Source organism: Paenibacillus sp. FSL P2-0136 (assembly GCF_037975325.1).
Lineage (GTDB): Bacteria > Bacillota > Bacilli > Paenibacillales > Paenibacillaceae > Paenibacillus_AQ > Paenibacillus_AQ silagei.
This window is the reverse complement of the sequence record NZ_CP150244.1, coordinates 2,945,560-2,959,633: the sequence shown is the minus strand read 5'-3', so window position 1 is coordinate 2,959,633 and position 14,074 is coordinate 2,945,560. Positions and strand designations below refer to the sequence as shown.

Sequence of the window (14,074 nt, the reverse complement as noted above, 5' to 3'; positions counted from 1 at the left end):
CCGCATGAGAACCGAGAACCAAATCCAATCCAAAATCAACGAAATGACGCTCCAGCGCAGATCCCTGGAGTCCCGGCTGGCTCCCCTGCCCCCCGGTGACCCGCAGAGGGCCGCGCTAGACGCCCAGCTGACCAGGCTAGAAGATCTGATTCTAATGCTGGAATGGGTATTGAACGCACCCGTAGGCAAGTATCACGCCTGACTTCCGGGCTTCTGCCCCGACAGGCTTTTGCCGTAACACATACTATCTAAATCACCTGTTCAGCTATAATTCCCAAGCATGGCCCCATATAGCCCGGCATTCTCATGCTCGAAGCAGACGAAATCGATCTGCCGCAGAGGGAGCTCTGCCGGGTTCTTCGCGCGGACATATAGAGCTACGGCCTCCAGCGCCGTCTTGCAGGCCAGCTCCTTCGGGAAGTTATAAATGCCCGTGCTGATATTCGGAAAAGCGAGGCTCTTCACTCCATGGGCGCAAGCCAGATCAAGGCTGCTCTTATAGCATCTCGCCAACACAGCCGCTTCACCAGCCGTACCGCCCTTCCAGATCGGCCCCACCGTATGTATCACCCCGCGAAAAGCAAGCCGTCCCGCACTGGTGAGCGCTGCTTCGCCGGGAAGAATACCGCCCTGCTTCTGGCGGATTACCGCACATTCCTCCGCAATTTCCGGCCCCCCGGCCCGGTGTATAGCCCCGTCCACTCCCCCGCCTCCATACAGACCGGAGTTCGAGGCATTGACGATCATCTCGCCCTGCCATGAGGTAATGTCGCCTTCATGCACCGACAGGACTACATCATTAATGCTGATCTGCATAGCTGGTCTCCTCCTTCGCCGCAGTCTCCAGTGCCTGAATCAGTTCCTTCTCGCCCCTGCGGGCAGCCTTCCCCGAAAAAGAATCATACGTAAGCCGGCCCCCCTGCACTGCGGCCTGGCGGAGAATGCCCAGCATATAATTCTGCGCATCAGATAACACCAGCTCACCCGTACCAGCGGCAACCCTGCACAGGGCACGGGTTGTCCCCGCCTCTGCCTCCGGCAGGTCCTCTTCCCCGGGCTCAACCACCGTGAATTGGAACAACGGCACCGCCTCCGGCAGCTCCTCTCCCGCAGAGAACCTCTGATTATATACCGAATACATCAGATTGCCGGTATGTGCTCTGGAAGCATCCGTCTCTTGCTCCGCAAGAATTCTGCTGTTCTGATATGCAATAATTCCGGCTGTGACCAGCAGAAACAGCACCACTCCCGCAATTAAAGTATACATCCCTGTCACCAGCCCATCGCCTGTAATGAACAATACCGCTTCTATAGTATCATGGACAGAAGTACCCGTGAATGGTCCTTGCCTGTGTAAAAAACATTTTTTGCGCCGATTCCATAAAGTTATTTTGAGATATTCAAATTAACAGTTGAAACTTCACGTGGCATGTCTCATAATGAAGTGGAGCCTGCTGTTTTGTCAAATCCATACGAAATCAAGGGAGGATACCTGGAAATGAAATTTTTCTTGGATACCGGAAATATTGAGGAAATCAAACGTATTACCCGCCTCGGATTAGTGGATGGCGTAACGACGAACCCGTCGCTGATCGCCAAGGAAGGCAGATTGTTTAAGGACGTAATCAAGGAGATCGTAGCAATTGTTCCTGGTCCTGTAAGCGCTGAGGTTATCGGTCTTACGGCTGAAGAGATGCTTAAGGAAGCTTACGAGATCGCAGAATGGGCTCCGAACGTGGTCATCAAGCTGCCTATGACCGAAGATGGTCTGGAAGCTTGTTATGAACTGACCAAAAAAGGCATCAAAACCAACGTAACCCTCGTATTCTCCGCTGCTCAAGGCCTTATGGCCGCCAAGGCAGGAGCTACTTATATCAGTCCGTTCGTCGGACGTCTGGATGATATCGGTGTAGACGGTATGAAGCTGATCAAGGATCTGAAGACGATTCTGACCAACTACGACCTGAAATCCGAGATCATCGCCGCCAGTATCCGCAACATCGCCCATGTGGAGCAAGCTGCCATTGCCGGCGCTCACATCGCTACCATCCCGGGCTCACTCCTGCCATCACTCTGGAAGCACCCGCTGACCGACAATGGTATCGAACGCTTCCTGAAGGACTGGGAGAAGGTTCCACAGGTTTAAAACAAAGCAAATCATTCAAGCCCCCTTCCGCATCATGCGGAGCGGGGCTTTTTTGGTGTTGTCAGATTGGAAGAACCCCATTCATCCTTGACTCATTTACTTGTTGTGCTTATAATTGTTGTAACAAGTAAATACAAAGGAGCAGTTCATTTATGACTCTTTCCTCTCCACAGCAATTCCTCGGCTTCCTGCTGGGCACGACCCACCGGAGAATCTCAGTGAGCTTCGCCCGGGCGCTGAAGCCGTATGACATCACACCCGAGCAATGGTCCACCCTGCTGATGATCTGTGACCGCAGCGGAGTCAACCAGAAGGAGGTTGCCGTTGCCTCTGCCAAAGACCAGCCGACCACCGCCCGGATCGTGGAGCTCCTGCTCAAGAAAGGCTTCATTACCAAAACGGCCAACCCCGAGGACCGCAGGGCGTTCCAGCTCTCTGCCACCGGAGAGGGACGGGCGTTAATTGAGAACACTATAGCACTGGAACAGCAGACTATAGATATGGCTGTAGCCGGGTTGCAGCCGCAGCAGCTTGAAGATCTCCGCAGTATGCTGGAGCAAATCTATCACAACACCGGAAATATACATCAGGAATAGGAGTCTACCCACTTGAATCAATCCTCTGAACGTCTATGGACCACATCCTTCATCACACTGACCCTTTGCAACCTTTTGCTGTTCATAGGACTGCAGATGACCTTATCTACCCTTCCCGCTTATGCGGAAAGTGCCTTGCATGCTTCACCCGTGCAGGTTAGCCTTGTCACCAGCCTGTTCGCCTTCAGCGCCATTGCCTCCCGCCTCTTCTCGGCCAAGGCCATGGAGAAGGGCGGGCGCAACCTGCTGATCTTCCTCGGCCTTGCCATTGCCCTCTCTGCGGTGGCGGGCTATTATTTCGCAGGCAGCATCCTCACCCTGCTGCTGTTCCGCATCTTGTTCGGCATAGGCTTCGGCATGGCCAGCACGGCGTTCCCGACCATGGCCTCCGATGTCATCCCCATCCGCCGGATGGGTGAGGGCATGGGTTATTTCGGATTATCCACCAGCCTCGCCATGTCGGCTGGCCCGCTAATCGGACTCAGCCTCCTGCAAGGACCAGGCTTCGGGTCCCTGCTGCTGGTGACGGCTGTCGCGCTTGCTCTGATCCTGCCGATGGGCTTCCGCCTGGCGAAAACACTGCCTGGCGGACATCTGGAGCCGGCCGCAGTTCCGGCTGCAGCTGCGGGAAGCAATCCATATCGCAGGCTGCTGCTTCCCTGCCTGCTTAACTTCCTCTTATCCATCTCTTACGGCGGGCTGCTGGGCTTCCTGGCGCTCTACGGGCAAGAGAAGCACCTCCAGCATATCGCTTACTTCTTCCTGTTCAATGCCGTAGCCATTGTTGTGATCCGGCCGCTCTCCGGCAGAATCTACGACCGCTATGGCGCGGCTGCCTTGCTCATCCCAGGAAGCCTGTTCATTGTCGCCGGTCTGCTGCTGCTCTCCTTCGCCTCCACAACGGCGGGCTTGTTCCCGGCCGCTCTATGCTACGGCTTCGGCTTCGGCTCCATGCAGCCTGCGCTCCAGACCTGGATGATCCAGTCTGTCGAGCCGCGCCAGCGCGGGTTAGCCAACGGAATGTTCCTGAACTCCCTGGATCTCGGTGTCGCCATCGGCTCCATGCTGCTTGGCGCTGTCGCCATGTTCACCAGCTACGCCGTAATGTACCGGTATTCGATATTGGCGCCTCTCCTGCTGCTCGCTGTCTATCTTCTGGTACTCGTGACCCGGCAGAACAGTAAGCGCAAAGCTGCCCTACAGGGATAGCTGGAAGCTATGTTTACTTGAATTGGAGAAAACCACTCTGCCGAGTAAATAAGATTACCTGCGCTTGAGCACATTGTATGCTGTTTTTGACATACATTCAGGCCGTGCGCCTACTTGCGAGCATAATGTATGCTGTTTTTAACATACACTTGGTCCGAGTGCCTGCTTGTGAGCACATTGTATGTTGTTTTTGACATACATCCAGACCGTATGCCTGCTTGCGAGCACAATGTATGCTGTTTTTGACATTCATTTGGTTCATATGCCTGCTTGCGAGTATAATGTATGCTGTTTTTGACATACATTCAGGCCGTATGCCTGCTTGTGAGCACAATGTCTGCTGTTTTTGACATACATTTGCTCCAACACACACCTTTTCCACAGCAGCAGGAAACTATAGTTTCCTAATATAAGAACAAAACCGCCTCGCGTCACACGCGCAGGCGGTTTATTTTGTCTGTACAACTGTCACTCACTTCTCCTGCGAACCAGCCGTAACCGTTTCACGCACAGTAGCAGGCAGGAACGGGCTTGGCTGTCCCAGACTGTAGATATGAAGCAGATGCATCGCCCGGGTACAGGCGGTATAGAACAGCTTACGTTCATGTTCACGCCCGTATTTCTCAGCGGAACCGTCATAGATAATTACGGCATCGAACTCGACGCCCTTGGCAAGGTAGGCCGGAAGCACCAGCGTCCCTTTTTGAAAATTAGGCGTTTCCTTCGTGACCAACCGCACCGGCAGCCGCTTCTCCAATTCACGGTATACCTGTGCGCTCTCTTCTGCTGTCTTGCAGATTACGGCCACATAATGATAACCCTCCGCATGAAGCTTAAGCACATCCTGCTCCACTGAGGAGAGCAGATCGTCTTCACTGTCCACCAGCGTCAGGAGCGGCTCCTCCCCCCGGCGGTTAAAGGGTACGATCTTCTCGCCGCCGGGAATCATCGCCCGCGTGAATTCAACAATCTCATACGTAGACCGGTAACTGCGGGTCAATGAGATCACTTCGGTGTTCTCTTCACCGTAGATGCTCACCAGTCCGGCCAGATCTCCCAGCACCTCGCCTTGGGCATAGATCGCCTGATTCAGGTCGCCCAGCACGGTCATTTTGGCCCGGGGAAACAGGCGGCGCATGAATTCGAGCTGGAACGGCGAGTAATCCTGCACCTCATCCACAATAACATGACGGATCAGTGTGTTCGTCCGGAAGCCCTGGCTAAGCTCCTTCAAATACAGGAACGGTGTGGCATCTTCGTAGGCCAGCTCATTCCCCCTGATCGCAGCCAGCGTCTGCGCGCAGATCTCATCCCATGCTTCAGGCAGCGGCTGGCGGGTATCCAGGCTCTCTATCAGCTCACGACCCTCGAATAAGCGGCTGTACAGCGCCTTCACATCCACGAAGCGTCCGCGCTTGGTCCAGCCGCGCAGCGGCTTGAGGCGCTGGCTGACCACGTAGCGGGCAAGTAGGATTCGCTCCGCATCATAATCATCGAAGCTGTCGTTATGCCCTCCGCCCTTACGGCGCATCTGGTTATAGGCCCGTTGATAATCGCTGTTGTCCATCAGCTCAATCTGCTCATCTACCCATGCCGCACTCCGCTCTTCTGCGCCGAAGGCCGCAATTTTTTTGAGCAGCCAGCCCGTCATCAGCTCAATCCGGTTCGCCAGCTTGATGCCCGGGTCATAGCTGTAGAATTGGCGCTCCATCTCTTCCTTAGTGGCAACAGCCTTCCCCTGGAACATCAGCGGCTTGAACAGCATGCCTTCATGCTCCAGCAGATTCACGTATTGCCGGATGGCGCTAAGGAAGGCTACCGACGATTTATATGCAATACCTTCCCGGCGGATGTAGGCTTCCTCCCCGTCCGGGGTATTCAGCAGACTCTCCGTCTGGCTGAACACATCCTCCAGCTGAAATTCCTGGCCCAGCCGGTGCTCCAGGTACATCTGGAAGGTGGTCTGCTGCATGTTCTCTTCCCCCAGCTCAGGCAGCACAGTAGATACATAGCTATTGAACAAGGGATTCGGCGAGAAGAGCAGCATCTGATCCGCCTGAAGCACCTCACGGTACTTGTAGAGCAGATAAGCTACCCGCTGGAGCGCCGCTGACGTCTTGCCGCTCCCGGCGGCTCCCTGCACAACCAGCATCCGGCTCCGGTCATTGCGGATGACTGCATTCTGCTCCTTTTGGATGGTGGCTACGATCGATTTCATCCGGTCATCGGCGCTGTGGCTCAGTACCTGCTGAAGCAATTCATCGCCGATAGTGACGCCCGTATCGAACATGACTTCAATCTCTCCGTTATCAATTACGAATTGCCGCTTAAGCTCCATGGTGCCTGTAATCTGTCCGCCTGGTGTCTCATAGGATGCAGGGCCCGGCGCCCCGTCATAATACAGGCTGGAGATTGGCGCACGCCAATCGTAGATCAGGAAGGTTCCGTTATCCTCCATCAGCGAACCGATGCCCAGATAGATGGTGTCAGCCGCAGCATCCCCCGCCTCCGAGAAATCAATCCGGCCAAAATAGGGCGATACCACAAGCTTTTTATATTTTTTGAGCGCCTTGCTGGATTGCAGATGATGGCGTTCGCGTTCGTTCAGAATCTGTGCCTGCTGCCGCAGACTGGTTGAAGTCTCCCCCAGGTCGTCGGGGCTGCTGAAGTTCACTGTGACCTCTTCCCAAAAGTCTTTACGCATATCCACGACATCCGTGCGGTGGAGTCCCAGCTCCTCTGACAGCAGCCGGATATGGGTAGACAGCAGCTTGGTAATGCCGTTTACCCGCTCCTGCTCCTTTTGCCACTCGTGATCATGTTTATCCAATTCATTTCATCCCCTTCGGAAGGTTGACTAACAATGTTACCAACTCTGTAGTCGTTTTACAAGTTTTTGCTATATTCAGCTTGTGCTCTATATTTTCTCGCTCAGCACTACACTTTCCTTGTCGTCTGCGTTCATCCGGTGGATCTGGTCAGCCACCTTATCCAGACGCTCCAGCTGATAGCCGTAGTCATAGATGGCCGCAGCCACCACCGACAGCCGAAGCTGCCCGGATTTCTGCGGATCATACCCGTTAATGGCGGACTTCAGGAAGCGGTCATTGTCCTCCGCCAGCGGCTCGGAGTCATTGGCTCCCGGCTTCAGCTTATCCTCGAATTTCAGCAGAATGTACTCATGATACTTAATCAGCTGCTCCAGATGGCGGTCGAACAGCTCATCCGTTTGCTCCGTCCGGTCGGCCTGGAAATAATGCCGGTCAATCGCCTCAAGCACCTGATAGCCCTTTTGCAGGGAATTCAGCAGGTTTTTGTAGACTACCATCTGCCTCGTCTGACTGTATTTAGCCCTGCGGAGCTGCTTCTGCTCCTCCTCGAACAATGCGTATTTGTCAGCCAGCGCTTTAATCGCGCCCTCCAGGCCGTTCTTCTCATCCCGGAATACACTTTCCTTCATCTCATGCGACACTGCCGTCCGCAGCAGCAGCGACAGGCTGGTGAACACATTCTCGATCTGTTGGATGTACTGCTTGCGAGGCTGGGGCGGAAATACAGAAATATTGATAATAAAAGCCGACAGAATCCCGGTCAGGGTCAGCAGGAACCGGGTTAACGCGAACTGCCACTGGCCGGAAGCCTCCATGACGGAGATGACGGTGACCAGCGTCAGGCCGATGGTGTCGGCGCGGTTCATTTTCATGCTAATCATAATCACCAGGATACATACCAGTCCAACCGCAATCGGTTCATTGGAGAGCAGCATTCCGCCAAGCAGCGCTATCACCGCCCCCATCGTGCTGGTCTGGATCTGATCGAGGAAATACCGCCATGATCTGTATATGGAGGGCTGCATAGCGAAGATCGCCGCAATAGCCGCACCGACAGGAGAGGCGAAGTTGAATAGAACGGACAGATAAAGGGCAAGCGTTACGGCCATTCCTGTTTTGAGTATGCGGGCACCGAAAGCCAAGTCCATCCCTCCCAAGAGCTTGAAGCTTATCATAATTACTGCGGATGTTCATCCTTTATGTATATCTTGTTATTACCCATGAACTGCGCTGGCGAATTTTAGTATGTCTTAAGCCGGGCTTCAGGATTCTTTCAGCTTTCAGGGAATACTGTTATACCGGGTAGTAACTACAACCAACAGAAGAGGTGTATCCATGAAAAAAACGACCCGAACCCTAACCGCATGGGCAGCAGCGATGATGCTTGCCCTGTCTCCAGCCGCCGCCTTCGGCGAGCAGCTTCCTAAAGGCAGAGCCACCCCTCCCCCGGCCTCACCGCATACCGGCAGAGAGCATACCCCTCCCCGCAGCGGGGACCGGAATCTCAGGGCCGGAGGCCATTTCATTATCAGCGAAACGGCTGAGCTGCTCGGAATGGGCCGTGAGGAGCTGATTGCCAGCCTGAAATCGGGTAAGACCCTGGCGGGTCTGGCCCAGGAGAAGAAGGGCTGGAGTGAAGACCAGTATGTCCAGAAGCTGAGCGATGCCGCCAGCCTGAAGCTGGATGGATTCGTCAAGGATGGGAAGCTGACGCAGGAAGACGCGGCGAAGCTGAAGCCGGGCCTGCCAACGCTGATTAAGCGCAGTCTCAGCCGCGTAGCCCAGCTTCACCAGGGCAAGCCGTCACCGCCGCCGGCTGCAACGAAGGCCCCCTGAACTATAAGGCATCGTCACCAAGGAAGACAAGCCAGACCGTCCTCCTAATGATAGAAGCAGTATGCAACAGAACAGGCACCGAATGCCCGGAGTAACTACTTCCGGGCATTCTTTGTGTTACGCGGATTCGCCTTGTAATTCCGGTAAGCCTCGAAGCAGGCCGCCGACAGCATCAGCCAGGCTCCGCTCGCGGCATAGCCGCCGATCACATCACTCGGATAATGCACCCCCAGATAAATCCGGCTCCAGCCGATCCCCCCGGTCATCAGCACAGTGAACAGAATCAGCAGTAAACGCTCGCTCCGGTTATGCATGTGCCGCCACAGCAGGTAGGCAATGACCCCGTATAAGGAGAAGGCCGCCATTGAATGTCCGCTGGGGAAGCTGTAGCCTGTCTGCTCAATCAGCCTGTGAATGGTGGGACGCTCCCGGTGGAACCACAGCTTCAAGAGCGTGTTCAGCAGCTGGGAGCCGAGGCCTACCCACAGGAACAGGGCAAGCTCCAGCCGGTGCTTCAGCGCGAAGAACAAGATGAGCATAGTCAGCATAGAGATCCCGACCGCCAGCTTCGAGGAGCCGACCAGGGATAAGCCTTTGGCCAGCGCCGTCAGCGGCGGGGACTCCATCGATTGCACGAACCGGATCACTGCATGGTCGAAGCCCTGGGCCCCACCCAGCTTAACCAGCAATGCGATCAGGATAAAAGCCAGCAAAAACCATATAAAACGCCGGAATCCGCGGGACCAGTAATGATAATATAGCATAACTACCCCCTTGTCTATTTGTCAGGCCTTATGAACACATTTCCTGGGAAGGTCTGTCCCGTGTTATAATGGCCTGGAGAAATTATTTTAATTAAAGATGGAGTGCTGCCAAGTGGAAAGTCTAAAATTGCAGGAACGTTTGTTGAACCAGTGCATCTCAACAAAGATGCCTGTGACGATCTTTACAACTAACGGAGTCAAAATGCAGGGACTGGTAACCTCTTATGACGCTTATACGATCACCTTGCAGGGTCAAGGTGACGGGAGACAGAATGTACTCTTCAAATCGGCAGTCTCTACCGTGGTGCCGCTGAAGCCCGTCTCACTCAAATAAGCTGTCTGCACGGCGCACATTCTAACCTAAGCTACTACAAATGAACCGTTCAGGAACTCAAAAGGAACACCGGAGCAGCATCCCGGTGTTCCTTTTGCCTTTGTCTCCTTAGGGCCAGGCTGCCTGTCCTACGCAGGGAAGACCGCCGGCATCACGCACACCGGCTTCGACAGCTCAGCTGTATTGCCGGTGAAGCTCAGGCGGCCGCTGCCTTCGTCCAGGGAGAAGACAACCAGATTATTGCCGTCCCGGTTGGCAACAATCAGATATGCACCATCCGGTGTAACCGTGAAATGGCGGGGATGTCCGCCTCTGGTGGATACATGCTCTACCAGGGTCAGCCCGGCCGTCTGCGGATTCACAGCGTACTGAACGATGCTGTCATGTCCGCGGTTCGAGCCGTACAGATATTTGCCATCCTTGGAGAACGAGATCTCTGCACAGCTGTTCTGGCCGGCCCCATATCCATCAGGCAGTGTGGATACGGTAGCAGCCGTCTTAAGGGTTCCTGCCGCAGCATCATACAGGAAGGATGTCACCGTGCTATCCAGCTCATTAATGACATAAGCGGACTTCCCGTCTGGATGGAACACGAAATGCCGCGGTCCTGCTCCGGCATGCAGCGGGGTATCTCCAATCGCTTCAAAGGTTCCCGCTTCTGTATCTATCCGGTAGCTGCGGATCAGATCCAGTCCCAGATCCGAGACGAACAGGTAGCGTCCATCAGGGCTGAAGATGGCCGAATGCGGATGCGGACGGTCCTGGCCCGGAGTCGCCCCATGTCCTGTATGCTGAGCGATATCCGTCAATGCTACAGGCAGTCCGTCCTGATCCAGCTTCAGCAGTCCGACCGATCCCCCGTGATAGCTGCATACGACCAGATGTTCATTCCTCACATCCCGGTTAATGTTACAGGTCGTGCTCTGTCCTGTGCCTTCCGAAGGCATAGTCTGAATCCGCTGCAATTCGGTCAGCATGCCTGTCTCAGGATCGATAGCGAAGGTTATAACCTCCCCTTCCTTGCCGCCCGTACCGTTCGGCTTCTCCCCTATGGCATACAGCTTCCGCCCGGAAGGGTCCACATTGACAAACGTAGGATTCGTCAGGCCTTCTGCGGTATCCAGGCGCTCCAGCGTGCCTCCGGCTTCACCGTCAAAGGCAAACACCTGGACTCCGCTCTCTTCTGCGGTGGCATATGAACCGGTAAATAACAGCAGCTTCGTCTTCTCGTTCATCTAGAATTCCTCCTCAAGTTAAATAGCCATCTATATAATTTACATTTTTTCGTGAGAGATGACAAATGCAACGGAAAAAATGACAAAAAACATTTCAAAAATAAGACTTCTCAAAGCAAACAGAGTATGATATAATGAAAGCGCTAACATTAATGTTATTAATCAAGATAAAGGGGGAACACGAATGAGCAGCCTGCTGGAAGCCAGAAATGTATATGAGGACTTCGAGGTGGAGACAGACATTCTGTTCTTTAAGGTCGGGGACCATGACCTGGTCATTTTTCACGGCAGAAACTACAATATTAAAAAGAGAATGACTGCCGAGCAACTGAACCGCTTATTGTCGAGCAACAGCTATTATCATGTGTACGGCGGCTGCTACGTGAATCTGAACAAGATCAGTTCCATCGAGGACGACTGCATCTACTTCGGTGAAATGGGCCTCTATGCCAAGTCTGTACGGGTTCCAAGACGCAAGCAGGAGAACATCCGTCATCTGCTTAGGGGACTGAGCTCTTAAGCCGGAGCGTTATCCGCACACCTCTTGCACCTTGGTACTATTCTATTCGAATCATTACAGTCTCTCTCATCAGGCCGGAGCGCATATGGGGACACCCGTGCTGCTCCGGTTTTTCCTGTGTTTTACCTGTTTCTTAATGGAATCTTAAAAAGTAATTGTGCTTTTTTATACTTTCTTAAGGTTTGGAATTCTGTTTTCTGGTAAAGTTGTAGAAAGACAGGCACCACCTATATTGAAGGGAGTCATTAATTATAATGGACAAAAAAGATTTCAATGAAAATGAAAAGCTAGAAAACGGCATTACGCCGGAAGAGAATGACGCTTCTGTGAGTACTCCGGAAGAAGTTATTGAACCTGCCGGAACAGCCCCTGTACCGCAGGAACCTGTACGAACAGCTCCAAGAGTTGAAGAAAGCGTTCCCGTGATGAACAAAGTCGGCGGCGGCGGTACTCCTCCTTCCTCACCTGCTCCATCCGGCGGCAGCAAAGGCTGGATGATTGCATCGCTCGTACTGGCAGCAGCGCTAATCGTAGTGCTGATTGTACAACCTTTCAAGAAAGATGACAGCAAAATTGCAGTTGCTTCTGTGAATGGAACAGACATCACCAAAGCGCAGCTGTATGATAAATTGGTTGAAGCCGGCGGGGAATCCACCCTGCAAAACCTGATCACCACTACACTGGTGGGCCAGGAAGCCAAGAAAGCCAACATTAAGGTTACCGATGCAGACATCAATGAAGAGATCGAGAACCTCAAAACCCAGTTCGGCGGCGAGGAAGCTCTGAATAACGCTCTGCAGCAGAGCTCGATGACCATTGAAGACCTGAAGAAGCAAATGCCGCTCCAGGTTGAAATCCGCAAGTTGGTAGAACCGAAGGTAACGGTTACCGATGATGAAATCTCCAAATACTTCGAAGAAAACAAAGCGAAATACAATCAGGAGGAAGAAGTTCGCGCTTCCCACATCCTGGTGAAGACCAAGGAAGAAGCTGAAGCCATCGTTAAGCAGCTCAAAGAAGGCGGAGACTTCGCTGCACTGGCTAAGGAAAAATCCGCTGACACCGGCTCGAAGGACAAAGGCGGCGATCTTGACTTCTTCAAACGCGGAGACATGGTTGCTGAGTTCTCCGATGCTGCCTTCAAGCTGAAGGTTGGCGAAACCAGCGGTGCAGTGAAATCCGATTACGGCTACCACATTATTAAGGTTACCGACCGCAAGGAAGCCAAGGAATATACACTGGCCGAGAAGAAAGACGAGATCAAAAAGACGCTGATGTCCCAAAAGGTATCCGAGATGTCTGCTACCTGGCTCGCTGATCTGAACAAGAATGCCAAAATCACGAATACTTTGACCGATAAACCGGATGCATCTGCTACTCCGGCAGCTAGTGAAGCACCTGCTGCTGCAACAGAAGCTCCTGCAACGGAAGCTCCTGCAACGAAATAACGAATAGCGCATTGGTGTACAAGCTATACTTACAAAGAGGACAGGCGGATAACCGCTTGTCCTCTTTGCTTATGCCCAGATGGACGCCTCACCAACGGAGTCCAGGCAGAGGGGTCAGTGACCTTTTTTGCGGATTTGCTTATCGTGATTCTCGCCCCACTCCTTGGCTTGTGCAGTGGCAATGGCGATGGCCCGCCCCTCCTCATATCCGTCCTCCAGCAGCGCATTGGCGATCTCCACCGCTTTGTTGCGAACAGGCGCCGTGAAATTCTTCAATGAATCCGGATAGTTCTCCTTGTTCCATGGCATGACAAAAACCTCCTTGATCTGGCTATATTTATACTTAGCCGGATCAGGGAGGTTCTAAACTGCTTACCGCAGGGTTTGCTTATTTAATTACCTTCACGCGCTCTTCAATCGGCTGGAATTCCTTCTCGCCTGGAGGAGTCAGGATGTTACCGAATGGCATCTGGGCAATCAGCTTCCAGTCCGCAGCAATACCAAAGGTCTCCTTCACTTCATCATCGATCAGCGGGTTATAGTGCTGAAGGGAGGCTCCCAGACCTTCTTCGGCGAAGGCAGTCCATACTACATATTGCAGAATCCCGGAGGACTGGTTGGACCAGATCGGAAAGTTCTCAGCATACAGTGCAAAGTTCTCCTGCAGGTGCTTCACCACTGCCTGATCTTCATAGAAGAGCACAGTGCCGTAGCCGGCCTTGAAAGAGGACAGCTTCTGAGCTGTGCCTTCGAATTGTTCAGTAGGAACGATCTTACGCAGGGTTTCTGCTGTAATATCCCACAGCTTATCATGTTGTTCACCCAGCAATACTACAGCTCTGGAGCTTTGCGAGTTGAAGGAAGTTGGGCTATGTAGAACAGCCTCTTCTACAATCTTCTGAATTTGTTCATCAGAGATTGGGGATTCTTTACTGATGGCGTATATGGAACGTCTGCCTTTTACCGCTTCAAAAAAAGTCTTAGACATAAAATAACTACCTCCATTTAATTAAGTAACTTACTTTTTTTAATCATAACACTTTTCCGACCTGAATACAACACATCATTCACAACTTTTTCCTGTACCAGCTCTTTATTTGTATAACCGCTCTTAGTGTCGCTGAATTGCGTTCATTTATGCACCTTCCACTATTT

At 53.0% G+C, this 14,074-nt stretch carries 16 protein-coding genes; 8 read left to right on the top strand and 8 right to left on the bottom strand.

Annotated elements, in window-relative coordinates:
• Positions 1-4: 4 nt before the first annotated feature.
• Positions 5-202 (top strand): hypothetical protein, encoded by a 198-nt coding sequence (locus tag NYE26_RS12275; RefSeq protein ID WP_036729275.1) that lies wholly within the window; start codon positions 5-7, stop codon positions 200-202.
• Between the two features lie 59 nt (positions 203-261).
• Here NYE26_RS12275 and NYE26_RS12270 read toward each other — a convergent pair whose 3' ends face one another.
• Both NYE26_RS12270 and NYE26_RS12265 read right to left on the bottom strand, forming a co-directional pair.
• Entirely contained in the window at positions 262-816 is a 555-nt protein-coding gene (locus NYE26_RS12270) for a macro domain-containing protein (RefSeq protein WP_339256125.1), read from the bottom strand.
• Positions 800-1,300 carry a hypothetical protein gene (locus tag NYE26_RS12265; protein ID WP_036729279.1) on the bottom strand — a complete coding sequence of 167 codons (501 nt, stop codon included), beginning with the start codon at positions 1,298-1,300 and terminating at the stop codon, positions 800-802. Before NYE26_RS12265 ends, NYE26_RS12270 begins: the two co-directional genes overlap by 17 nt.
• A gap of 198 nt (positions 1,301-1,498) precedes the next feature.
• Here NYE26_RS12265 and fsa point away from each other — a divergent pair, with 198 nt between their 5' ends.
• The 3 genes from fsa to NYE26_RS12250 all read left to right on the top strand — a co-directional run bounded on the left by fsa (position 1,499) and on the right by NYE26_RS12250 (position 3,951).
• Positions 1,499-2,146 (top strand): fructose-6-phosphate aldolase, encoded by a 648-nt coding sequence (fsa, locus tag NYE26_RS12260; RefSeq protein WP_036694437.1) that lies wholly within the window; start codon positions 1,499-1,501, stop codon positions 2,144-2,146.
• Between the two features lie 152 nt (positions 2,147-2,298).
• Entirely contained in the window at positions 2,299-2,742 is a 444-nt protein-coding gene (locus tag NYE26_RS12255; RefSeq protein WP_339256122.1) for a MarR family transcriptional regulator, read from the top strand.
• A gap of 12 nt (positions 2,743-2,754) precedes the next feature.
• Positions 2,755-3,951, top strand: coding sequence for an MFS transporter (locus tag NYE26_RS12250; RefSeq protein WP_339256120.1), 1,197 nt, complete (start codon positions 2,755-2,757; stop codon positions 3,949-3,951).
• Positions 3,952-4,423: 472 nt separating this feature from the next.
• Here NYE26_RS12250 and helD read toward each other — a convergent pair whose 3' ends face one another.
• Positions 4,424-6,781: an RNA polymerase recycling motor HelD gene (helD, locus tag NYE26_RS12245; protein WP_339256118.1), complete on the bottom strand. Its 2,358-nt coding sequence runs from the start codon at positions 6,779-6,781 to the stop codon at positions 4,424-4,426.
• Positions 6,782-6,868: 87 nt separating this feature from the next.
• Complete coding sequence (locus NYE26_RS12240) at positions 6,869-7,924, bottom strand: aromatic acid exporter family protein (protein ID WP_339256116.1); 1,056 nt, start codon at positions 7,922-7,924, stop codon at positions 6,869-6,871.
• Between the two features lie 193 nt (positions 7,925-8,117).
• Here NYE26_RS12240 and NYE26_RS12235 point away from each other — a divergent pair, with 193 nt between their 5' ends.
• Complete coding sequence (locus NYE26_RS12235) at positions 8,118-8,618, top strand: hypothetical protein (RefSeq protein ID WP_339256114.1); 501 nt, start codon at positions 8,118-8,120, stop codon at positions 8,616-8,618.
• Between the two features lie 95 nt (positions 8,619-8,713).
• Here NYE26_RS12235 and NYE26_RS12230 read toward each other — a convergent pair whose 3' ends face one another.
• On the bottom strand, positions 8,714-9,382 hold the full coding sequence (locus tag NYE26_RS12230; RefSeq protein ID WP_339256112.1) for a phosphatase PAP2 family protein: 669 nt from the start codon (positions 9,380-9,382) through the stop codon (positions 8,714-8,716).
• Between the two features lie 112 nt (positions 9,383-9,494).
• Here NYE26_RS12230 and hfq point away from each other — a divergent pair, with 112 nt between their 5' ends.
• Positions 9,495-9,716 carry an RNA chaperone Hfq gene (hfq, locus tag NYE26_RS12225; protein ID WP_051478328.1) on the top strand — a complete coding sequence of 74 codons (222 nt, stop codon included), beginning with the start codon at positions 9,495-9,497 and terminating at the stop codon, positions 9,714-9,716.
• Positions 9,717-9,844: 128 nt separating this feature from the next.
• On the opposite strand, the gene NYE26_RS12220 is transcribed toward hfq, so the two are convergent.
• Entirely contained in the window at positions 9,845-10,951 is a 1,107-nt protein-coding gene (locus NYE26_RS12220; RefSeq protein WP_339256110.1) for a lactonase family protein, read from the bottom strand.
• A 184-nt stretch (positions 10,952-11,135) separates the two neighbouring features.
• Between NYE26_RS12220 and NYE26_RS12215 the strand changes: the two genes are divergently transcribed.
• On the top strand, positions 11,136-11,471 hold the full coding sequence (locus NYE26_RS12215) for a LytTR family transcriptional regulator DNA-binding domain-containing protein (RefSeq protein ID WP_036729308.1): 336 nt from the start codon (positions 11,136-11,138) through the stop codon (positions 11,469-11,471).
• Between the two features lie 254 nt (positions 11,472-11,725).
• Entirely contained in the window at positions 11,726-12,919 is a 1,194-nt protein-coding gene (locus NYE26_RS12210) for a peptidylprolyl isomerase (RefSeq protein WP_339256108.1), read from the top strand.
• A gap of 114 nt (positions 12,920-13,033) precedes the next feature.
• Here NYE26_RS12210 and NYE26_RS12205 read toward each other — a convergent pair whose 3' ends face one another.
• Both NYE26_RS12205 and NYE26_RS12200 read right to left on the bottom strand, forming a co-directional pair.
• A complete protein-coding gene (locus NYE26_RS12205; RefSeq protein WP_339256106.1) occupies positions 13,034-13,228 on the bottom strand; it encodes a DUF2188 domain-containing protein in 195 nt (64 codons plus the stop codon).
• 79 nt (positions 13,229-13,307) lie between these two features.
• Complete coding sequence (locus NYE26_RS12200) at positions 13,308-13,907, bottom strand: nitroreductase family protein (RefSeq protein WP_036729316.1); 600 nt, start codon at positions 13,905-13,907, stop codon at positions 13,308-13,310.
• Positions 13,908-14,074 lie beyond the last annotated feature (167 nt).